We start from the raw sequence: 22187 nt of genomic DNA on the forward strand, positions 1-22187 counted from the left end.
TGGAATGCATTTCCCTGTGGGAGCGAGCCTGCTCGCGAAGAGGCCGGGCGCCCCAACACAACTTCCGAGCCGAGACTCGACTTCCGTGGCGTACAAACGCAGAACGCCAACCCGAAGGTTGGCGTTCTGTTCAGTTCAAACGAGGCTTAGCGCGGCACGACTGGCTTGCGCGCGGGCTTGGGCCCCTTGCCTTTGGCCGCATCCTTGCGCTCCTTGGCCGCCTGCTGGTTACGGGCGAATGCCGCCGCCTTGGCCTGTTCACGCTTGTCCCACGGGTTGCCGCCATCGCTGGCACGCGGTGGCAGGCCGGTGTGCTGGGTCAGGATCTTGGTGGTCTTTTCCCCCGCCACTTTATGACTGCCGGCCGGCGTCGAGTTCTTGCGACGGGCACTCTGGTAGCTGTCGGTAGACGGCTGGTGCAGCGGGATCAACTGGTTCTTGCCCGGCCCGATCAGATCGGCGCGGCCCATGCGGGTCAACGCTTCACGTAGCATCGGCCAGCCTTTCGGGTCGTGATAACGCAAGAACGCCTTGTGCAGGCGACGCTGCTCCTCGCTCTTGACGATGGTCACCGCGTCACTCTTGTAGGTGACCTTGCGCAGTGGGTTCTTGCCCGAGTGGTACATCGCGGTCGCGGTGGCCATCGGCGACGGGTAGAACGCCTGCACCTGGTCGGCACGGAAACCGTTGCCCTTGAGCCACAGCGCCAGGTTCATCATGTCTTCATCGGTGGTGCCCGGGTGGGCGGCGATGAAGTACGGGATCAGGTACTGCTCTTTTCCGGCTTCCTTGGAGTACTTCTCGAACATGCGCTTGAACTTGTCATAGCTGCCGATGCCCGGTTTCATCATCTGGTTGAGCGGACCTTCCTCGGTGTGTTCCGGGGCGATCTTCAGGTAACCACCGACGTGGTGGGTCACCAGCTCCTTGACGTACTCCGGCGACTCGACCGCGAGGTCGTAGCGCAGGCCGGAAGCGATCAGGATCTTCTTCACGCCCGGCAAGGCACGGGCACTGCGATACAACTGGATCAGCGACGAGTGGTCGGTGTTCAGGTTCGGGCAGATACCCGGGAACACGCAAGACGGCTTGCGGCACGCGGATTCGATTTCCGGGCTCTTGCAGGCGATACGGTACATGTTCGCGGTCGGGCCGCCGAGGTCAGAGATGACGCCGGTAAAACCCGGGACCTTGTCGCGAATTTCTTCGATTTCGCGAATGATCGACTCTTCGGAGCGGTTCTGGATAATCCGGCCTTCGTGCTCGGTGATCGAGCAGAAGGTGCATCCGCCGAAGCAGCCACGCATGATGTTTACCGAGAAACGGATCATCTCGTAGGCCGGGATTTTCTCCTTGCCATACGCCGGGTGCGGAATGCGCTGATAAGGCATGCCGAACACGTAGTCCATTTCTTCGGTGGTCATCGGAATCGGTGGCGGGTTGAACCAGACATCGACTTCGCCGTGTTTCTGTACCAAGGCACGGGCGTTACCCGGGTTGGTTTCCAGGTGCAACACGCGGTTGGCGTGCGCATACAAAACGGCGTCGCCACGTACTTTCTCGACCGACGGCAGACGGATCACGGTCTTATCGCGGGTCATCTTCGGGCTGGCCAAAATCTGCACGACCTTGGCTTCCTGCGGATCTTCAACCGGCCCCTTCTCCTGCTCGATGGCGCAGGCCTGGGTGTCCTGGGTGTTCACGTACGGGTTGATGATCTTGTCGATCTTGCCCGGGCGGTCGATGCGCGTGGAGTCGACTTCGTACCAGTCTTTTGGCGTGTCGCGACGAATGAACGCGGTGCCGCGCACATCGGTGATGTCTTCGATCTTGTGACCGTAGGACAGACGCTGGGCGACTTCGACAATCGCACGCTCGGCGTTGCCGTAGAGCAGGATGTCGGCGCAGGCGTCGATCAGGATCGAGTTGCGGACCCGGTCCTGCCAGTAATCGTAGTGGGCGATGCGGCGCAGGGAGGCTTCGATGCCGCCGAGCACGATCGGCACGTGCTTGTAGGCTTCCTTGCAGCGCTGGCTGTAAACCAGGCTCGCGCGATCCGGACGTTTACCTGCCAGGCCACCTGGCGTGTAGGCGTCATCGGAACGGATTTTCTTGTCCGCGGTGTAGCGGTTGATCATCGAGTCCATGTTGCCGGCCGCGACACCGAAGAACAGGTTCGGCTCGCCGAGCTTCATGAAATCGTCTTTGGACTGCCAGTTCGGTTGGGCAATGATCCCGACGCGGAAGCCCTGGGACTCCAGCAGCCGGCCGATGATCGCCATGCCGAACGACGGGTGATCGACATAGGCATCACCGGTCACGATGATGATGTCGCAGGAATCCCAGCCAAGCTGATCCATCTCCTCCCTGCTCATCGGCAGGAATGGCGCTGGCCCGAAACATTCGGCCCAGTACTTGGGATAGTCAAATAACGGCTTGGCTGCTTGCATGTCGATAACCGGTGTTGGCTTTCATTGAATTTCGCGGGCGCGGAATATAGCACAAATTTTGACCAATTCCGACGGCTATGGTCGGAAATCGGTGATGCCCGATTCGCGAGCAGGCTCGCTCCCACAGAGGAATGCATTCCAGGGTGGGAGCGAGCCTGCTCGCGAATGGGGCCAGTTCAGGCAACAAAAACCTATTCGTCGTCGTCGAAGTTGTAGCTACCCGGCGCCAGGTTCTCGAATCGGGTGTACTTGCCGATAAACGCCAGTCGGATAAAGCCGATCGGGCCGTTCCGCTGCTTGCCGATGATGATCTCGGCAATACCTTTGTGTTCAGTTTCCGGGTGATACACCTCGTCGCGGTACACGAACATGATCACGTCGGCGTCCTGCTCGATCGCTCCGGATTCCCGCAAGTCGGAGTTCACCGGACGCTTGTTCGGCCGCTGCTCCAGGGAGCGGTTGAGCTGGGACAACGCCACCACCGGGCAGTTAAACTCCTTGGCGAGCGCTTTCAGGGACCGGGAGATTTCGGAAATCTCGTTGGTCCGGTTGTCACCGCTGGAACCCGGAATCTGCATCAGTTGCAGGTAGTCGATCATGATCAGGCCAACGTCCCCGTGCTCACGCACCAGACGTCGGGTACGGGCACGCATTTCCGACGGACTGATGCCGGCGGTATCGTCGATGAACAACTTGCGGTCGTTGAGCAGGTTCACCGCCGACGTGAGGCGCGGCCAATCGTCGTCCTCCAGCTGGCCGGAACGGACCTTGGTCTGGTCGATACGGCCGAGGGACGACAGCATACGCATGATCAGCGATTCGCCTGGCATCTCCAGCGAGTAAACCAGAACGGCCTTCTCGCTGCGCAGCACGGCGTTTTCCACCAGGTTCATCGCAAAGGTGGTCTTACCCATGGACGGACGGCCGGCGACGATGATCAAGTCGGCCGGCTGCAGACCGCTGGTCTTCTCGTCGAGGTCGGTGTAGCCGGTGGACAGGCCGGTGATCGCGTTATCGGTGTTGAACAGGGTGTCGATGCGGTCGATGGCCTTGGTCAGCAGTTCGTTCACACCCACCGGGCCGCCGGTTTTTGGCCGGGCCTCGGCGATCTGGAAGATCTGCCGTTCTGCCTCATCGAGGATCTCTTCAGCCGTGCGACCTTCCGGATTGAAGGCGCTGTCGGCAATCTCGGTACTGATGCCGATCAGTTGGCGCAGGGTCGCGCGCTGGCGGACGATCTGCGCATAGGCCTTGATGTTGGCGACGGACGGCGTGTTTTTCGCCAGCTCGCCAAGGTAACCAAGGCCACCGACCTGCGAAGTCTGACCTTCCTTGTCCAATTGCTCGGCAAGGGTCACGACGTCGATCGGGGAGTTCTGATCGGCCAGCTTGGCGATCGCGCGGAAAATCAGGCGGTGGTCATGTCGATAGAAATCGCCGTCGGAGACTTGATCGAGCACGCGTTCCCAGGCGTTGTTGTCCAGCATCAGACCACCGAGCACAGCCTGTTCGGCTTCGATGGAATGCGGCGGCACCTTCAGCGCGGCGGTTTGCAGATCGTATTGCTCGGGAGCGGAGATTTCGTTCATGGCCACTTGGTTTTTTTAGGAAAAGCAGGGATTGAAAAACGGGTGTTACCAGAAAGACAAAGGGCACGACCTGTAAACAGGATCGTGCCCGATGTTACCGGCAAGCACCCGAGGGTGCCAGCCGACAAGTGCTGCTTAAGCTGCTACCACGACAACGCGTACGGTGGCTTCAACTTCGGCGTGCAGGTGCACGGCCACGTCGAATTCACCTACGTTGCGGATGGTGCCGTTCGGCAGACGAACTTCGCTTTTTGCAACTTCAACGCCAGAGGCGGTCAGTGCATCAGCGATGTCGTGGGTGCCGATCGAACCGAACAGCTTGCCTTCGTCACCAGCGGTGGCAGTGATAGTCACTTCCAGCTCAGCCAGTTGGGCGGCACGGCTTTCAGCCGAAGATTTACGGTCTGCTGCGGCTTTTTCCAGCTCAGCGCGACGCTCTTCGAACGCAGCCAGGTTGGCTGGGGTCGCAGCGGTAGCTTTGCCGTAAGGCAGCAGGTAGTTACGACCGTAACCAGCCTTAACGTTCACTTTGTCACCCAGGTTGCCCAGGTTGGTGACTTTTTCCAGAAGGATCAGTTGCATGTGAAAATCCTCTTAACTTTTAACCTTCACCGTTCGCGTTATCGGGGTCTTTCGACACCAGACGACCGCGAAAATCAATCAGGCTGTCGACGATGGCCAAAACCACCAGCAACGGATAGATCAGCTGCATGAACAGCAACAGCGTCACGTACAACCCCACCAGCCAGAACCTGGCCAGTCGCTTTTGCGCCACCAGCCCGTGAATCAGGGCCAGCCCGGCGAAAACCAGCGGTACACTGCACAACGGCACAAGCATGGACATCTGGACACCGAGATTCGGTGTCACAACCATGCCCGCCAGCAGCAACATCGCGGGACCCAGCGGGATTCGGACGGCGCGAAACTCGCGACCGAAACCACCGGGGTTGTACAACAACGCCTGCCAGTAGCGCCCGACAATCAGGCTCAGCACACTGACGATTTGCAACAAGGCCGCTATCAGGCCGGTCAGGATCGGTGCAATCAGGGACGCGAAACGCGCTTGCTCGTCTACCGACATCTTCTGGTAGACCTCACCGAGTAGCGACGGCATGACTTTGATCAAAGCCTGCGCCAGCATCTCGATCTGGGGACCAAAAGCCGTCCCCAGCACCACTGAAAACACCACTCCCATCGCTATGCTGACCAGCAGCACGCGGTTCCAGGACTCGCTTGCGCGCAGAACCAACGCAAGGCTCGCAGACCCCAGCAGCACCAGAAGCGCCCGTGGGTCGTCGGAGTAAAGCCACCAGATCAACGCCGGCAGCAGTCCAAGAGCAAGAACGCCCAAGGCGTCCTTCAATCCGCGCCGCAGGAGCACAAGGCATCCGGCGGCAGCACCCAACCAATACAACAACGGCAATGCCGCGCATCCAGCCACTACCAGAGTGGCCTGCATACGGCCCCGCATGATGAACTCAGCCAAGGCCCGCATACATTCAATCCTTTGCTACGTGTCGACTGCCCGGTCTCAGCGGCCGTGGCTGTCGGTGTAGGCCAGCAGGGCCAGGAAGCGGGCGCGCTTGATAGCGGTGGCCAGCTGACGCTGATAACGAGCTTTGGTACCGGTGATGCGGCTTGGAACGATTTTGCCGGTCTCGGATACATAAGCTTTCAGAGTGTTGAGATCTTTGTAATCGATCTCTTTCACGTCTTCAGCGGTGAAGCGGCAGAATTTACGACGACGGAAGAAACGTGCCATTTGATAGGCTCCTTAAAAGGTCCGTGGATTACTCGTCAGCGTTATCGCTGTTGTCGCTGTCATCACCCTCAACGCCTTCGGCGTCGGAGTGCTCAGGACGGTCGCGACGCTCACGGCGCTCACTGCGGTTTTCTTCAGCCTTGAGCATCTCGGATTGGCCGGTAACGGCTTCTTCGCGACGGATGACCAGGTTACGGATCACTGCATCGTTGTAGCGGAAGTTGTCTTCCAGCTCGGCCAGGGCCTTGCCAGTGCACTCAACGTTCAGCATCACGTAGTGAGCCTTGTGAACATTGTTGATTGCGTAGGCCAGTTGACGACGGCCCCAATCTTCCAGACGGTGGATTTTGCCGCCGTCTTCTTCGATCAGCTTGGTGTAACGCTCAACCATGCCGCCGACTTGCTCGCTTTGATCCGGGTGGACCAAAAAGATGATTTCGTAATGACGCATGAATGCTCCTTACGGGTTGTAGCCTGCCGCTCAAAAGCGGTCAGACAAGGAGTGAATGACACTTATGGACTTGCGTGGGTAAGGCACATGCGCGCCTGCCGTCACAGCAAGGGGCGCAATTGTAGAGAAGGGGCGTGGGAGGCGCAAGGTAATTGGTGATTATTTGAACAACCGCCAATCTTTGCCTACGCACCAATCATTGTGGGAGCGAGCCTGCTCGCGAAGGGGACATAAACAGTCAACATTGATGCTGAATGTTACTCCGCTTTCGCGAGCAGGCTCGCTCCCACAGGGATTACAACTGGCTTAAGCCTTTTTGGTGGCCGCTTTCGCGCCGCGCTGGCGCAAGGCCTCGAACAGACAAACGCCGGTCGCTACGGAGACGTTGAGACTGCTGACGCTACCCGCCATCGGCAGGCGCACCAGGTAGTCGCACAGATCGCGAGTCAGGCGACGCATGCCGCTGCCTTCTGCCCCCATGATCAGGATGGTCGGGCCGGTCAGGTCCTGGTCATAAAGACTGACTTGCGCCTCGCCCGCCGTACCGACGACCCACAAGCCACGCTGCTTGAGCTTTTCCAGTGTGCGCGCCAGGTTAGTCACGGCGACCAACGGGATCACTTCGGCAGCACCACAAGCCACCTTGCGAACCGTAGGGGTCAGCGTCGCGGACTTGTCCTTCGGCACAATCACCGCCAGCGCACCCGCCGCATCGGCGGATCGCAGGCAGGCACCCAGGTTGTGCGGATCGGTCACGCCGTCGAGCACCAACAGCAGCGGCGCGCCTTCAGTGCGATCGAGCAACTCATCGAGCATCGCTTCGCCCCAGACCTGGCTCGGACTGACGTCCGCGACCACGCCCTGATGCACGCCTTCGACCCAGGCATCCATTTCACGGCGCTCGGCCTGACCGACCTGGACACGATTCTCGTTGGCCAGCTCGATCAGCGTTTGCACGCGCGGATCACTGCGGCCTTCGGCCAGCCAGATCTGCTTGACGCGCTTGGGGTGGTGACGCAGCAACGCTTCTACGGCGTGCACGCCATAGATTTTCTCCAACTGACTCATGGCTTGGCCTTAGGTTTACGCGCCCCACCGCTTTTGGCTGGGGCCGAGCCCGCTTTTGGCGGACCTTTACGATGTTTGCTCGGTTTGGCTGGTTTGCCGCCGGAAGCCTTGTCAGGCGCCGACCGTGAGGTCTTTCCCGCAGACGCCGCTTTACCGCCGCTTTTTGCGTCGGCCAACAGCGCCTTTTTCAATTCACGACTCTTGCGCACTTCAGCGTTTTTCGCCGCCGCATCGCTCGGACGATAAGCTTCGACAGCCTTTTCCTTGGCAGGACGACGACCGGTTTTTGCCGGCGCAGGCTCTGCGGTGGTCTTTGCAGCAGGAGCGGCGGTTTCAGTACCGCGTTTCTTGCGACCGATCGGCGCGCTGATGGTTTTTTCGGCCATCTCGAAGTCGATCTTGCGCTCGTCGAGATCGACGCGCATGACCCGCACTTCAACGGTATCGCCAAGGCGGAAGCTGCGGCCGGTACGTTCACCGGCCAGGCGGTGATGCACAGGGTCGAAATGGTAGTAATCGCCCGGCAGCGCGGTGACGTGCACCAGGCCTTCGACGTAGATATCGGTCAGTTCGACAAACAGACCGAAACCGGTCACCGCCGTGATCACGCCCGGGAACGATTCGCCCACGCGATCCTTCATGAACTCGCACTTGAGCCAGTTCACCACGTCGCGGGTCGCTTCGTCGGCACGGCGTTCGCTCATCGAGCACTGCTCGCCGAGTTGCTCCAGCGCCGCTTCGTCGTACGGGTAGATGCGCGCCTTCGGAATGGTCATCGCACCGGCACGGCGAACGTGCGGGGTGTCCTGCTTCGAATGGATGACGCTGCGAATCGCCCGATGCGTGAGCAAGTCCGGATAGCGGCGGATCGGCGAGGTGAAGTGGGTGTAGGCCTCGTAATTCAGGCCGAAGTGGCCCTGGTTATCGGCGCTGTACACCGCCTGGCTCAACGAGCGCAGCATGACAGTCTGGATCAGGTGGAAATCCGGACGGTCCTTGATACCTGCCAGCAGTGCCTGGTAGTCCTTCGGCGACGGGCCGTCCTTGCCTTTGTGCAGGGACAGGCCGAGTTCGCCGAGGAAGGCACGCAGTTTTTCCAGACGCTCCGGTGGCGGACCGTCGTGAACGCGATACAGCGCAGGAATCTCGTGCTTTTTCAGGAATTCGGCGGTGGCCACGTTGGCCGCCAGCATGCATTCCTCGATCAACTTGTGCGCATCGTTGCGCACGGTCGGCCGGATTTCGGCGATCTTGCGCTCGGAACCGAAGATGATCCGGGTTTCCTGGGTTTCGAAATCGATCGCACCGCGCACATGACGAGCGGCCAGCAACACCTTGTACAGCGCATACAGCTGCTTGAGGTGCGGCACGACATCGGTGTACTCGCCACGCAGCTTGCGCGCTTCGGTGGCTTTCGGCGTTTCGAGCATGGCGCTGACTTTGTTATAGGTCAGGCGCGCATGGGAATGGATCACCGCCTCATAGAAGCAGTAGTCGGTCATTTCGCCGGATTTGGAGATGGTCATCTCGCAAACCATGGCCAGACGATCGACTTGCGGGTTCAGCGAGCACAGACCGTTGGACAGCTGCTCTGGCAGCATCGGGATCACGCGCTCGGGGAAGTACACCGAGTTGCCACGAACCTGAGCCTCGGCATCCAGTGCCGAACCGAGCTTCACGTAGCTGGAAACGTCGGCAATCGCCACGTACAACTTCCAGCCGCCGGAGAACAGGCGCAGCTTGCCCGGCCGGGCTTCGCAGTAGACTGCGTCGTCGAAGTCGCGGGCATCTTCACCGTCGATGGTGACGAACGGTAGATGGCGCAGGTCGATGCGCTTCTCTTTGTCTTTCTCTTCGACTTCCGGCTTGAGCTTGCCGGCTTCCTTGAGCACGGCGTCCGGCCAGACGTGCGGAATGTCGTAGGTCCGCAGGGCGACATCGATTTCCATGCCTGGCGCCATGTAGTTGCCCACGACTTCAACCACGTCGCCTTGCGGCTGGAAGCGTGGCGTCGGCCAGTGAGTGATCTTCACTTCAACGAACTGACCGATCTGGGCATTGGCGTTACGGCCCGGCGTCACCAGCACTTCCTGCTGGATCTTCGGGTTGTCGGCAACCACGAAACCGATACCGCCCTCTTCGAAGTAACGACCGACAATGCTTTCGTGAGCACGGGACACCACTTCGACAATCATGCCTTCGCGGCGACCGCGACGGTCCAGGCCGGAAACACGGGCCAGGGCACGGTCACCGTCGAACACCAGACGCATTTGCGCCGGGCTCATGAACAGGTCGTCACTGCCGTCGTCCGGCACCAGGAAACCGAAACCGTCGCGATGACCGCTGATGCGACCGAGGATCAGGTCAAGCTTGTCCACCGGTGCATAGGTGCCACGACGGGTATAGATGAGTTGAGCATCGCGCTCCATGGCGCGCAGGCGGCGGCGCAGGGCTTCGATCTGGTCTTCTGTGGTCAGACCAAACTCTTCGACCAATTGCTCGCGGTTAGCAGGCGAACCCCGATCAGCAAGATGCTGAAGGATCAGTTCGCGGCTAGGAATGGGGTTTTCATATTTTTCCGCTTCACGAGCGGCCTCGGGATCGAGGGACTGCCAATCGGCCATTAGAGAGTTTTCACCTTGTCTATATGCGGGTTAGTTTGGCATAGGCGTAATGAAACGGGAAATTTCAAGCTAAGACGGCCCATCTAAAGCCCTGTATCGACACCACAACGCTGAATTGCAGACCGCTGGTGAAATTTTTCAGGTTTTTTTGAGACCGGGGGTTTACAGTTAAAAAGACGCTCCGTATAGTGCGCGCCATCGACGACGGACAACGTTGCCGATACTGCCCAGATGGTGAAATTGGTAGACACGCCAGCTTCAGGTGCTGGTGACCTTACGGTCGTGGAAGTTCGAGTCTTCTTCTGGGCACCAATTTCGAGCTTGAGATTAGATCAATTTCAAGGCTCACACAAAACCCGCGAAAGCGGGTTTTTTGCATTCTAAACCCCTGATTTAATAAATTTAAATCAGGGGTTTACAGATAAAAATACTCTCCGTATAGTGCGCCACATCAACAGCGGCAACGCTGAAGATGAATGCCCAGATGGTGAAATTGGTAGACACGCCAGCTTCAGGTGCTGGTGGCCTTACGGCCGTGGAAGTTCGAGTCTTCTTCTGGGCACCAATTCAAATTCAAGGTCACAGCCTTGAATTTCACAGAAACCCGCGAAAGCGGGTTTTTGCGTTTTTGAGGTTTGAAAAGCACCTCTCCCTGTAGGAGCGAGCCCTGCTCGCGATGGATTCACAGACAACGCACTTCTCCAGACACCCCTCGTTTTCGTTCACGCCCATCGCGAGCAGAGCTCGCTCCCACAAAAGCAATCGCACATATCAAAGTCATGCCGGACTCACAAGGCGCATTTGAGAAAGAATATCGTTTATCATTGTTGCAAGATTTTGCAATGCGACAGTGAGGAACCCTGCGAATGATGCTTCGAAATACCCTGCGCCGAGGCCTGACCATCACCCTGCTCGGCCTGGCACTCGCCACTCCCCTCACCCAAGCCGCCGACCCGGTTTCCCTGACACTCTACAACGGCCAGCACAAGGAAGTCGGCGACGCGGTCGCCAAAGCCTTCGAAGCCAAGACCGGCATTCACGTCAACGTACGCAAAGGCAGCAGCAACCAACTCGCCAGCCAGGTCGTCGAAGAAGGCGATCGCTCCCCTGCCGACGTGATCTACACCGAGGAATCGCCCCCACTGAACAAGCTCGGCGAACAAGGCCTGCTGGCCATGGCTGACGACGCCACCCTGGCGGTCCTGCCCAAGGATTACGTCGCCGGCAATGGCACCTGGATTGGCGTGACCGCCCGGGTACGGGTTGTCGCGTTCAACCCGAAGCTGATCGATGAAAAAGACCTGCCGAAATCGGTGATGGAATTCTCCGATCCGAAATGGCAAGGCAAGGTCGGCTTCGTGCCCACCAGTGGCGCCTTCCAGGAACAGGCCGTGGCGATTATCAAGGTGCACGGCATGGACGCGGCCGAAGAATGGCTCACCGGCCTGCGCGCCTTCGGCAAGACCTACAGCAATAACATGGTTGCACTCAAAGCCGTGGAAAACGGCGAAGTCGCCACCGTACTGGTCAACAACTACTACTGGTTCGCCCTTCAGCGGGAAAAAGGCCAGCTCGACTCGAAGCTGCATTACTTCACCGGCGGCGACGTCGGCGGGCTGATCACGGTTTCCAGTGCGGCCGTGCTGAAATCCAGCAAGCACCCCAAAGAAGCCCAGCAACTGCTCGCCTACATGGCCAGCGAAGAAGGCCAGCGAGTGATCACCCAGACCACCGCCGAATACCCACTGCACAAAGGCATGGAGTCGGATCGCGGTCTCAAGCCATTCAGCGAGCTGCAAGCACCGAACGTCACGCCAGCCGACCTCGGCAATGCTGAAGAAGCCCTGGACCTGGAACGTGATGTTGGCCTGAACTGATGAGCACAACGCTATCCGCCGCTGGGCACCGCAGCTACGTGCCGCGACGCAAGCGGCCGTCGATCTGGCTGCTGCTGCCGGTTTTGCTGCTGGTGGTGCTCAGCCTGCTGCCACTGGTCTATGTCGGGCTCAAGGCCTGGCAAGCCGGCTGGGCCGAAGCCGTGCATCTGTTGTGGCGGCCCTACGTGTTCGGCCTGTTGCGCAACACCCTGGCATTGATGGTCGGCGTTACGCTGGCCTGCGGTGTGATCGGTCTGTCGCTGGCGTGGCTGCTGGAACGCAGCAATCTGCCAGGACGGCGGTTGTGGGGCGTGATCCTGTGCTTGCCGTTCGCCGTCCCCGCGTTTGTCAGCAGCTTCACCTGGGTATCCCTCAGCGCACACTTCGAAGGACTTGGCGGGGCGATCCTGGTCATGACCCTTTCCAAATACCCGCTGATCTTCTTGCCGGTTGCAGCGACCTTGCGCAACCTTGACCCCTCGCTGGAAGAGTCCGCGCGAACACTGGGACACAATCGCTGGGGCGTGTTCTTCAAGATCACCCTGCCCCTGCTCTGGCCATCGCTGATTGCCGGCTCTTTGCTGATCGCACTGCACATGCTGGTTGAGTTCGGCGCACTGTCGATCATCGGCCTGCAAACCTTCACCACCGCGATCTATCAACAGTTCGAACTGGAGTTCAGCAACGCCAACGCGGCGATGCTTTCAGCGGTGCTGCTGATGCTGTGCCTGATGCTGCTATGGCTGGAGCTTCGCGTTCGCGGCAAGGGTCGACACGTGCGCACCGGCCAGGGCGCGGCGCGACAGGCGGAGCAAGTGCGGCTGGGGCCATGGGCGATTGCCGGGCAACTGTACTGCCTGTTGCTGGCGATCGTCGGCAGTGGTATTCCGCTGGGCATGCTGGTTTACTGGCTGGCTGTGGGATCATCGGCCGCTTTCCCGGTTGCCGCCATCAGCGAGGCGCTGCTGTCGTCCCTGGCACTGTCGATGGGTGGCGCGGCGTTCTGCCTGGTGCTTGCGGTGCCGGTGGGCCTGTTGGTGGTGCGCTACAAAGGCCAACTGGCAATCTGGGCCGAACGCTTGCCGTATCTGCTGCACGCACTGCCAGGCCTGGTGATCGCCCTGACCCTGGTGTATTTCGCCTTGCACTACCTACCGATGCTGTACCAGACGTCGATGTTGCTGTTGATCGCTTATGCACTGCTGTTTCTGCCCCTGGCCCAGGCACCGATCCGCACAGCGCTGAACAAGGCTGCACCGCAACTGGAAGAGGCTGCACGAACACTGGGCGCATCGTCGTTCACCGCGTTTTGCCGGGTGACACTGCCGATCATCTTCCCGGCACTGGGAGCGGCGTTTGCGCTGGTGTTTCTGGATGCAATGAAGGAACTGACGGCGACCCTGCTGTTGAGTCCGACGGGGCTCAACACCTTGGCGACGGAGGTTTGGGCGCATACCGCGAACGTGGAGTTTGCGGCGGCGGCGCCTTATGCGGCGTTGTTGATCCTGGTATCAGGGTTGCCGGTCTATCTGTTAACGACGCGGATGTATCTGAGCCGCTGAAAGCGCTTTCGCGAGCAGGCTCGCTCCCACAGGAGAACGCGTTCCAATGTGGGAGCGAGCCTGCTCAACCAAAGAATAACTTAAGCCCTGAACTGCCCCAGGCTCGCCTTCAACTGCGCCGCCAGGCCATCCAGCACCTTGCCGCTGGCCGTGGTTTCCACCACGGCTTGCGCCGCTTTCTCGGCCTGCGCATGGATAGTCTCGACCCGTCCACGCACCGCCTGTGCACCCTGCGCCTGATGCGCCGCGGCCTGAGTCGCCAGGCCAATCGCCGCGTGCACCTGTTCTACCGATGCCTGTACCGATTGCTGCAACCGCGCACTGTCACGCAACACCAGCAAACCCTCGTTGGCTTGACGCCCCGCCTGCCCGATCGCCGCCACTGCTTCGCGTGCACCTTGCTGCAACGCCACGATGTGCGCCTGGATATCGCCAGTGGAGCTTTGAGTCTTGCTCGCCAGCGCCCGCACCTCATCGGCCACCACGGCAAACCCGCGCCCGGTCTCACCGGCTCGCGCCGCCTCGATGGCCGCGTTCAAGGCCAGCAAGTTGGTTTGCTCGGCGATCCCGTGAATCACCGTCAGCACCACTTCAATCTGCTCACTCTGCTGCGCCAGGCGCTCGATCACTTGTGCGCCGGTATCGACCTGCCCGGCCAACGCCTCGATCAGGCTGCCGACTTTCGCCGAGGTCCGGGTGTTTTCATCGGTGGCCTGACGAATATCCACCACCTGCTTCAATGCCGCCTGCATGGCATGGCTTTCAGACTGAGCCTCATCCGCCATCTGCGACAGCGCACGCAGGCTCTCGGCCACCTCGTCGCGCTGCATGCCCGCCGCCGCGTCGGCTCCTGCGTTGCGCAAGGTCATGGCACCGATTTCCACCCCGGTGCGCTGAGCTACATCACCCGCCTCACGCACGATCGGCTGCAACTTATCCACAAAGCGATTGACCGCCGAAGCCATGTCGCCGATTTCGTCCTTGCTGTTGATCTTCACGCGCTTGGTCAAATCACCTTCGCCGGCCGCCAGGTCATCCATGGCGCTAATCAGCATTTTCAAGCGATTGACCACTCGACGGCCCAGCACCACTGCCAGCAATAGCAGCACGCCAGCACCCACTACCGCCAGACCCACGCCAATGCGCCAGCGCAAGGTCGCCGCGGCTTCCTGCACGGTACTGGTGGTGTTGGCTTTCATTTCTGAGGCTGTGGATTGCGCCGACTGCAGCCGTGCACGCATGGCTGTCGCGCTGTCGGCCGCCGCGCCTTTTAGGCTGTCGCCCACCAGTTGATCACTGCTGGCGATCAGGGCCGAGAAGCGCTTGTCGAGGGCCGCCAGGTCGGTTTCCACCGAGGCGGTAGAAACCCCCATCAAGACCTTGCCGATTTCCACGCCATTGGGATTGATCGAGGCTTCAAGGTAGTAGACCGACGGATCGTTCTTCCCTGCATCCAACAGCTTGTCCAGCGCGCGTTCGCCCTGGCCTTTTTCCAGCAGCGCCTTGTTGATCGGGTTCTCCCGGTTGAGATAGCGCGTCAGGTGCTGGCCCGTTGCGTCGTCGTAGACCACGAACAACACGTTGGGATTGCGCTGCGCCCGACGAGCGAACTCGGAGAGGGTTGGAACATCGCTGTCCCACATGGCGCGGGGTGCGACCGAAGCCAGAAGCTGCGCCATATCATTGGCGGAGTCCTTCAGGTCTTTTTCCAGGGTCGCACGCAGTTGCGCCTGTTCTTCCTTCAACCGCGAAGACAAACCGGCTGTAAGACGCTGACGCGTGCTGGCGGAGAGACTGTCGAGGCTGGACGTGACTTCACGCCCTGCCTGCTCGAGTTCGCCGGAAAGTTTTTGACTGTCAGCTCCCAGGCGCACGCCAAGATCGGCTTCCAGCGCGGTCACCGTGCTCCGGGTCAGAGCAACAGCCACCAGCACCTGTACCAAAAGGGCGATACCGAGAGTAACGAACACAGGCCGCAAGAGACGGCTTTGTAACAGTGAGAGAACGGCCGACACTGGAAATCCCTCTGCATGAGCGCCATCAAATTGATGGCTCGCCAGAAGCAATTCTTACAGCAAAGGTCATGCCGTCCTACAGGCATATACGACAAAGGGCCCAATCAAGGGCCCTTTGTTTTTTACATCAACGACTTATCAAGCGAACGGATGACGCAGAACGATGGTTTCGTTGCGGTCCGGGCCCGTCGAAATAATGTCGATCGGCGCACCGACCAACTCTTCGACGCGTTTGATGTAGTTGCGTGCAGCTTGCGGCAGCTCTTCCAGCGTCTTGGCACCGAGGGTGGATTCTTTCCAGCCCGGCATCTCTTCGTACACCGGCTCCAGGCCGATGTAGCTGTCGGCGTCGGTCGGCGCGTCGATCACTGCACCATCCTGGTTCTTGTAGCCGACACAGATGTTGATGGTTTCCAGGCCGTCCAGTACGTCCAGCTTGGTCAGGCACAGGCCCGAGATGCTGTTGACGTCGATGGCGCGACGCAGGATGACGGCATCGAACCAGCCGCAACGACGGGCACGGCCGGTGGTTGCACCGAACTCGTGGCCACGCTTGGCCAGGAACGCGCCAACGTCGTCGAACAGCTCAGTCGGGAACGGGCCCGAGCCGACGCGAGTGGTGTAAGCCTTGGTGATGCCGAGGATGTAATCCAGGAACATCGGGCCGACACCCGAACCGGTAGCGATACCGCCCGCGGTGGTGTTGGAGCTGGTGACGTATGGGTAGGTACCGTGGTCGATGTCCAGCAGGGAGCCCTGGGCGCCTTCGAACATGATGTCCTTGCCGGCACGACGCAGCTGGTGCAGTTCGGCGGTGACGTCGAGCATCATCGGCTTGAGCAGCTCGGCGTACTCCATGCACTCGTCCAGAGTCTTCTGGAAGTCGATTGCAGGCTCTTTGTAATAATTAACCAGTACGAAGTTGTGGTAGTCCAGCAACTCGCCCAGCTTGGCGGCGAAACGCTCACGATGGAACAGGTCACCGATGCGCAGGCCGCGACGCGCAACCTTGTCTTCGTAGGCCGGGCCGATGCCACGACCGGTGGTGCCGATCTTCAGCTCGCCACGGGCCTTTTCACGGGCCTGGTCCAGTGCAACGTGGTAGGACAGGATCAGCGGGCAGGAAGGGCTGATGCGCAGGCGCTCGCGCACCGGCACGCCTTTCTCTTCCAGCTTGTTGATTTCCCGCAGCAGGGCATCAGGTGCTACCACCACGCCGTTACCGATCAGGCACTGCACGCCTTCGCGCAGCACGCCCGACGGGATCAGGTGCAAGACGGTTTTTTCACCGTCAATCACCAGCGTGTGGCCAGCGTTGTGGCCCCCCTGGTAGCGCACTACGGCGGCAGCATGTTCGGTCAGCAGATCAACGATCTTGCCTTTGCCCTCATCACCCCATTGGGTGCCCAGGACTACGACATTCTTACCCATAACACTTGTCCTCATTCGCGCAAACTTGGTGCCGGCGGTGGCCGGCAGGAAAACTCAAGAAGCCAGTGGCGATACTTGCCAAAGCCCGTTCTGCTGAATCAATTGCCGGTCGCAGTCCGCTTCACGGGCGGCGGCCAAAGGTTGTCCAGGCAAGGCCTGAACGACACGCTGACCCTCACTGCGCAACTGGCAAACCTGCTGCCAGAGTGCCGCATCCGTACTGTCAGGCATCCAGATACCGCCAGACGGTAGCTCGATCTCAGCACGCCCCAGGGTCACCAGGGTTTTCAAATCGGTAGAGAAACCGGTTGCCGGACGGGCGCGACCGAAATCGGCGCCGATGTCGTCGTAACGACCGCCCTGGGCAATGGACTGACCAACACCCGGCACGAACGCGGCGAACACTACACCGGTGTGATAGTGGTAACCGCGCAACTCACCCAGGTCGAAGTACAACGGCAGCTCCGGGAAACGCACGGACAAACGCTCGGCAATCGCCAGCAGATCGTCCAGCGCCGCCAGAACCGGGGCCGGGGCCTTGGCCAGACGCTCGCGGGCAGCCACCAGCACTTCACGACCGCCACACAGATCGACCAGTGCCTGCAGCATGGCCGACAGATCGGCCGGCAAGCCTTCGGTCAAGGTAATGACCTCGTCGATGGCTTTACGTTGCAACGCATCGAACAACTGTTGCTCGACTTCACCGGACAAGCCGGCAGCGCGGGCCAGCCCGCGATAGATACCCACATGCCCCAGGTCCATGTGCACGTCCGGCACATCGGCCAGTTGCAGCATGGCCAACATCAGACTGATGACTTCAACGTCACTGCTCGGGCTGGCATCGCCGTACAACTCGGCGCCCAACTGGATCGGGCTGCGCGAGGACGACAAGGCGCGCGGCTGCGCATGCAGCACGCTGCCGGCATAGCACAGACGGTTCGGGCCTTCGCGACGCAGGGTATGCGCATCGATACGCGCCACCTGCGGCGTGATGTCCGCGCGGAAACCCATCTGCCGGCCCGACTGCGGGTCGATGACCTTGAAGGTACGCAGATCCAGGTCCTGGCCCGCACCGGTCAGCAGGGATTCCAGGTACTCGATATGGGGAGTCACGACAAACTCGTAACCCCAGCTCTGGAACAGATCCAACACCTGACGACGCGCGACTTCTATGCGCGCCGCTTCCGGTGGCAGTACTTCTTCGATGCCATCTGGCAGCAGCCAGCGGTCTACCGTTGCCATTACGCCATTCCCCTATGATCCGGGCGGCAAGCCTTTGGGCGAGCCTTGAGTGAAGCAGAAAACGCTCGGCTCAGCACAAACCACGCGCATGAGCGACGAAGCGAAAAGCCTGAAATGGGCTTCGCCAAGCACTTTCCTCGTAAAACCTGTCGAGCTTGTCAGCTCAGGCACCTGCACAAAAACAGCAATCAAACGTGCAGACGCAAAAAAGCCGGGAATTTCCCGGCTGCCGCATCATACACACGTTTTCCCAAAGGATCACCCCGCCAGAGGTTTTAGCCGCCCGGCGGGATGATTCAGGTCAACGCCGTATCAAGGCTTGGCTTTTTCCAGGTAGTGGAAGAAGTCACTGCTTGGGTCGAGGACCATGACGTCGGATTTGTTCGCGAAGCTTTCACGGTAGGCACGCAGGCTACGGTAGAACGCGTAGAACTCCTGATCCTGACCGTAGGCCTTGGAGTAGATCGCAGCGGCCTGGGCATCGCCGTCACCGCGAATCTCTTCGGACTCACGGTAGGCTTCAGCCAGCAGCACGCGGCGTTGACGATCGGCGTCAGCACGGATGCCTTCAGCCAGTTCGTTACCCTTGGCGCGGTGCTCGCGAGCTTCACGCTCACGCTCGGTGCTCATACGCTCGAACACACTGCGGTTCACTTCTTTTGGCAGGTCGATGGTCTTGACCCGGACATCGACGACTTCAATGCCCAACTCTTTTTCAGCCATCTTGTTCAGCGAAGCCGTGATATCCGCCATCAGCGCATCACGCTCACCCGACACCACTTCGTGCAGGGTGCGCTTACCGAACTGGTCACGCAGGCCCGATTCCAGACGGCGCGACAGACGCTCGTCGGCAATCTGCTTGAGGCCGGAAGTCGCGGTGTAGAAACGCTCGGCGTCCTTCACGCGCCACTTGGCGTAGGCATCAACCATCACGGCTTTCTTTTCCAGCGTCAGGAAGCGTTGAGTCGGTGCATCCAGCGTCATCAGGCGTGCGTCGAATTTGCGCACCTGGTTAACGTAAGGCACCTTCACATGCAGGCCTGGCTGAACATCGGTCTGAACCACGCGACCGAACTGCAGCAACACCGCACGCTCGGTCTGAGCCACGATGTAGAAGCAGTTCCAGGCAGCGATCGCCACGACGACGCCGACAATAAGGGCGATCAGCGATTTATTGCTCATCAGCGACTCTCCCTGGTACGTGCTTGCTGTTGCTGCAGATCAGCTGCTGCACGCGCATTCGCTTCATTGCTGGTGGCGGCTGCACTGCTCACCGGAGTGCTGGTGCTGCGACCACTATCGACCATTTTGTCCAGTGGCAGGTACAGCAGGTTGTTCTGGCCATTCTTGTTACCGGTCACGAGAACCTTGCTGGTGTTGCTGAAGACTTCCTGCATGGTGTCCAGGTACAGACGCTGGCGGGTGACTTCAGGCGCCTTGCGATACTCGGCGACCAGTTTGGTAAAGCGATCAGCCTCACCCTTGGCACGCGAGACGGTTTCGTCACGATAGCCATTGGCATCTTCGAGAATACGCTGGGCCTGACCACGAGCTTCCGGCACGACGCCGTTGGCGTAGGTTTCAGCCTGGTTGCGCGAACGCTGCTCGTCTTCACGGGCACGGATCACGTCATCGAAGGCTTCCTGCACTTCACGCGGTGCCGCTGCGCTCTGTACGTTGACCTGGGTAACGGTGATGCCGGTGCGATAGGTATCCATGAAGCGCTGCAGGCGCTCCTTGATTTCGCTGGCCATCAATTCACGACCTTCGGTCAGTACCTGGTCCATCGCGGTGGAACCCACCACATGGCGCAAGGCGCTGTCCGTCGCGTGTTGCAGGCTGATTTCCGGCTGATCGACGCTCAGCACGAAGTCCTGCAGGTTGCTGATCTTGTACTGCACGGTCAGCGGCACTTCGACGATGTTTTCGTCTTCAGTCAGCATTTGACCCTGCTTGGTGTACGCACGCTCACGCGTGACGTTTTCCATGTACTTCTTGTCGATCGGCGGGAAATAAATGTTCAGACCCGGGCCGACGGTTTCGTAGTACTTGCCGAAGCGCAGCACCACGGCCTGCTCCTGCTCGTCGACTACATAGACCGCGCTGTACAGCCATACGGCCGCCAACACGACCAGGCCGATGCCGAGCAGACCGCCGAAGCCGCCGCTCTTGCCCGGACCACCACCGTCATCACCACGTTTCTTACCACCACCGAACAACCCGTTCAGGCTTTCCTGCAGCTTTCGGAAGGCCTCGTCGAGATCTGGCGGCCCCTTGCGATCGCCGTTATTACGGCGCTTGCCACCCCAAGGATCCTGATTATTCGAGTTGCCACCCGGCTCATTCCAAGCCATAGCGCTCTCCATCTGATAAAGCAAAGACGCACCCACGGCGCGCCGACCAATGCTACAGAATGCCTGTCACCACGGCACAACCGCTTTCTCAGGCTTTTATTGCAAAGTGTGTTGCTCGATGAACTCCAGCGGCTGCAAACCTTCGCGGCTCACCAGCCGATTCAATTCGGCCCGTGGCAAACGAACGGCCAGCAAGCTGAGACCTTCTTCGTCATGTTCTTCTTTCTGTACCGCACCGAGTTCGAAAAACTGCGCACGCAGTCGAGCAAATCGTTGCGGCAAGCGCAAGGTGCCAACAAACAAATCATCGCCGAGCAGCTCGGCCACGGCCTGCTTGAGCAAACCCAGACCCGTACCGTCCTTGGCCGACAACCAGACCCGTTGCGGCTTGCCATCGGCATCGCGCTGGATCTGCGGCTCAACACCCTCGAGCAAATCGAGTTTGTTGTATACCTCCAGGATCGGCAAGTCCTGGGCCCCGATCTCACCCAACACCACCATGACCTGCTCAATCTGGGCCATGCGCTCGGGCTCATGGGAGTCGATCACGTGCAGCAACAGGTCGGAGTTGCTCGACTCTTCGAGCGTAGCCCGAAATGCCTCGACCAGTTTGTGCGGCAAGTGACGAATGAAACCCACGGTGTCTGCCAGCACGATCGGCCCGAGATCGTCGAGCTCGAGTCGGCGCAGGGTCGGGTCGAGGGTAGCGAACAACTGGTCGGCGGCGAACACATCGGACTCGGTGACCGAGTTGAACAGCGTCGATTTGCCGGCGTTGGTATAGCCCACCAGTGAAACCGTCGGAATGTCAGCGCGCTTGCGGCCACGACGCGACTGCTCGCGCTGGCTGCGGACCTTTTCCAGGCGCCCCTTGATCTGCCGCAGGCGAACCCGCAACAGACGCCGGTCGGTTTCCAGCTGGGTTTCACCCGGACCGCGCAGACCGATACCGCCCTTCTGCCGCTCAAGGTGAGTCCAGCCACGAACCAGACGCGTGCTCATGTGCTCAAGCTGAGCCAGTTCGACCTGGAGCTTGCCTTCATGGGTACGGGCGCGTTGGGCGAAGATATCGAGAATCAGACCCGTGCGGTCGATCACGCGACACTCGAATATCCGTTCGAGGTTACGTTCCTGACTGGGCGTGAGGATGTGATTGAAAATCACCAGATCTACCTGTTCGGCTTTGACCAGGTCGCGCAATTCCTCGACCTTGCCGCTGCCAATCAGGTATTTGGCGGTTGGCCGATTACGCGGCACGTTGAAAAACGCGACGGTCTCGGCGCCAGCCGACATTGCCAACTCCTGAAACTCCTGCGGATCTTCGCGCGCCTCAGGGTCCTGACCATCCAAGTGAACGAGAATGGCTCGCTCACCACCACCGTGGCGCTCAAAGAACAAAGGAGACTCCTATCAGGCGTTACCTGGCTCAGCATCACCTGCTTCGGATTCGGTTGCGCTAGGCAGACGAATTGGACGAACCGGCACTACTGTAGAGATAGCGTGTTTGTAGACCATTTGGCTGACGGTGTTTTTCAGCAGGATAACGAACTGGTCGAAAGACTCGATCGTGCCTTGCAGCTTGATACCGTTGACCAGGTAGATGGACACCCCAACTTTCTCTTTACGTAAAGTATTCAAGTAAGGGTCTTGTAGCGAATGCCCTTTTGACATGTGCCGCACTCCTTTAAGGATTCAATATAAAAAATAGGTAAACAGATGGCTTGTGGCCGTCACACCCCCAAGGATAGACGGCAATTGCAAG

18 protein-coding genes and 2 tRNA genes are annotated in these 22187 nt (G+C 59.8%); 5 read left to right on the forward strand and 15 right to left on the reverse strand.

Annotated features, from left to right (window positions below; all coding sequences use genetic code 11):
• Window positions 1–146 precede the first annotated feature (146 nt).
• From ACW9HW_RS11595 to rnr, 8 genes are all read right to left on the reverse strand, one after another.
• Window positions 147–2450, reverse strand: a complete 2304-nt coding sequence (locus tag ACW9HW_RS11595; protein WP_095192119.1) for a YgiQ family radical SAM protein — start codon at window positions 2448–2450, stop codon at window positions 147–149.
• Window positions 2451–2641: 191 nt separating this feature from the next.
• Window positions 2642–4039 carry a replicative DNA helicase gene (gene dnaB, locus ACW9HW_RS11600; RefSeq protein ID WP_077045379.1) on the reverse strand — a complete coding sequence of 466 codons (1398 nt, stop codon included), beginning with the start codon at window positions 4037–4039 and terminating at the stop codon, window positions 2642–2644.
• 135 nt (window positions 4040–4174) lie between these two features.
• The gene (gene rplI / locus ACW9HW_RS11605) at window positions 4175–4621 is read right to left on the reverse strand and encodes a 50S ribosomal protein L9 (RefSeq protein ID WP_008058981.1); all 447 of its coding nucleotides are present in this window, start codon (window positions 4619–4621) and stop codon (window positions 4175–4177) included.
• 19 nt (window positions 4622–4640) lie between these two features.
• The gene (locus tag ACW9HW_RS11610) at window positions 4641–5534 is read right to left on the reverse strand and encodes a YybS family protein (RefSeq protein WP_095192120.1); all 894 of its coding nucleotides are present in this window, start codon (window positions 5532–5534) and stop codon (window positions 4641–4643) included.
• Window positions 5535–5570: 36 nt separating this feature from the next.
• Window positions 5571–5801 carry a 30S ribosomal protein S18 gene (rpsR, locus tag ACW9HW_RS11615; protein ID WP_002551829.1) on the reverse strand — a complete coding sequence of 77 codons (231 nt, stop codon included), beginning with the start codon at window positions 5799–5801 and terminating at the stop codon, window positions 5571–5573.
• 28 nt (window positions 5802–5829) lie between these two features.
• Window positions 5830–6252 (reverse strand): 30S ribosomal protein S6, encoded by a 423-nt coding sequence (rpsF, locus tag ACW9HW_RS11620; RefSeq protein ID WP_095192121.1) that lies wholly within the window; start codon window positions 6250–6252, stop codon window positions 5830–5832.
• 306 nt (window positions 6253–6558) lie between these two features.
• Window positions 6559–7320 (reverse strand): 23S rRNA (guanosine(2251)-2'-O)-methyltransferase RlmB, encoded by a 762-nt coding sequence (rlmB, locus tag ACW9HW_RS11625; protein WP_095192122.1) that lies wholly within the window; start codon window positions 7318–7320, stop codon window positions 6559–6561.
• On the reverse strand, window positions 7317–9944 hold the full coding sequence (gene rnr / locus ACW9HW_RS11630; protein ID WP_457399936.1) for a ribonuclease R: 2628 nt from the start codon (window positions 9942–9944) through the stop codon (window positions 7317–7319). The genes rlmB and rnr overlap by 4 nt, the downstream gene beginning before the upstream one ends.
• Before the next feature lie 225 nt (window positions 9945–10169).
• Between rnr and ACW9HW_RS11635 the strand changes: the two genes are divergently transcribed.
• The 4 genes from ACW9HW_RS11635 to ACW9HW_RS11650 all read left to right on the forward strand — a co-directional run bounded on the left by ACW9HW_RS11635 (window position 10170) and on the right by ACW9HW_RS11650 (window position 13383).
• Window positions 10170–10256: transfer RNA gene (locus ACW9HW_RS11635), tRNA-Leu, on the forward strand.
• 166 nt (window positions 10257–10422) lie between these two features.
• Window positions 10423–10509: transfer RNA gene (locus ACW9HW_RS11640), tRNA-Leu, on the forward strand.
• A gap of 301 nt (window positions 10510–10810) precedes the next feature.
• Window positions 10811–11821 carry an extracellular solute-binding protein gene (locus ACW9HW_RS11645; RefSeq protein ID WP_457399937.1) on the forward strand — a complete coding sequence of 337 codons (1011 nt, stop codon included), beginning with the start codon at window positions 10811–10813 and terminating at the stop codon, window positions 11819–11821.
• Window positions 11821–13383, forward strand: coding sequence for an ABC transporter permease (locus ACW9HW_RS11650; RefSeq protein ID WP_457399939.1), 1563 nt, complete (start codon window positions 11821–11823; stop codon window positions 13381–13383). Before ACW9HW_RS11645 ends, ACW9HW_RS11650 begins: the two co-directional genes overlap by 1 nt.
• Before the next feature lie 80 nt (window positions 13384–13463).
• On the opposite strand, the gene ACW9HW_RS11655 is transcribed toward ACW9HW_RS11650, so the two are convergent.
• The 3 genes from ACW9HW_RS11655 to ACW9HW_RS11665 form a co-directional block, all read right to left on the reverse strand.
• On the reverse strand, window positions 13464–15398 hold the full coding sequence (locus ACW9HW_RS11655) for a methyl-accepting chemotaxis protein (RefSeq protein ID WP_457399941.1): 1935 nt from the start codon (window positions 15396–15398) through the stop codon (window positions 13464–13466).
• A gap of 138 nt (window positions 15399–15536) precedes the next feature.
• Window positions 15537–16829, reverse strand: a complete 1293-nt coding sequence (locus ACW9HW_RS11660; RefSeq protein ID WP_095192127.1) for an adenylosuccinate synthase — start codon at window positions 16827–16829, stop codon at window positions 15537–15539.
• A gap of 54 nt (window positions 16830–16883) precedes the next feature.
• Window positions 16884–18071, reverse strand: a complete 1188-nt coding sequence (locus ACW9HW_RS11665) for an ATP phosphoribosyltransferase regulatory subunit (protein ID WP_095192128.1) — start codon at window positions 18069–18071, stop codon at window positions 16884–16886.
• Between the two features lie 49 nt (window positions 18072–18120).
• Here ACW9HW_RS11665 and ACW9HW_RS11670 point away from each other — a divergent pair, with 49 nt between their 5' ends.
• Window positions 18121–18366 carry a hypothetical protein gene (locus ACW9HW_RS11670; RefSeq protein WP_141232872.1) on the forward strand — a complete coding sequence of 82 codons (246 nt, stop codon included), beginning with the start codon at window positions 18121–18123 and terminating at the stop codon, window positions 18364–18366.
• 17 nt (window positions 18367–18383) lie between these two features.
• Here the strand turns inward: ACW9HW_RS11670 and hflC are convergent, their stop codons facing one another.
• From hflC to hfq, 4 genes are all read right to left on the reverse strand, one after another.
• The gene (gene hflC, locus ACW9HW_RS11675) at window positions 18384–19253 is read right to left on the reverse strand and encodes a protease modulator HflC (RefSeq protein WP_095192129.1); all 870 of its coding nucleotides are present in this window, start codon (window positions 19251–19253) and stop codon (window positions 18384–18386) included.
• The gene (gene hflK / locus ACW9HW_RS11680; protein WP_095192130.1) at window positions 19253–20425 is read right to left on the reverse strand and encodes an FtsH protease activity modulator HflK; all 1173 of its coding nucleotides are present in this window, start codon (window positions 20423–20425) and stop codon (window positions 19253–19255) included. The genes hflC and hflK overlap by 1 nt, the downstream gene beginning before the upstream one ends.
• A gap of 96 nt (window positions 20426–20521) precedes the next feature.
• A complete protein-coding gene (gene hflX, locus ACW9HW_RS11685; protein ID WP_095192131.1) occupies window positions 20522–21823 on the reverse strand; it encodes a ribosome rescue GTPase HflX in 1302 nt (433 codons plus the stop codon).
• Window positions 21824–21835: 12 nt separating this feature from the next.
• Window positions 21836–22096, reverse strand: a complete 261-nt coding sequence (gene hfq, locus ACW9HW_RS11690; protein WP_007902656.1) for an RNA chaperone Hfq — start codon at window positions 22094–22096, stop codon at window positions 21836–21838.
• Between the last annotated feature and the right edge of the window lie 91 nt (window positions 22097–22187).

It is taken from the genome of Pseudomonas sp. SDO5532_S415, from assembly GCF_054071155.1.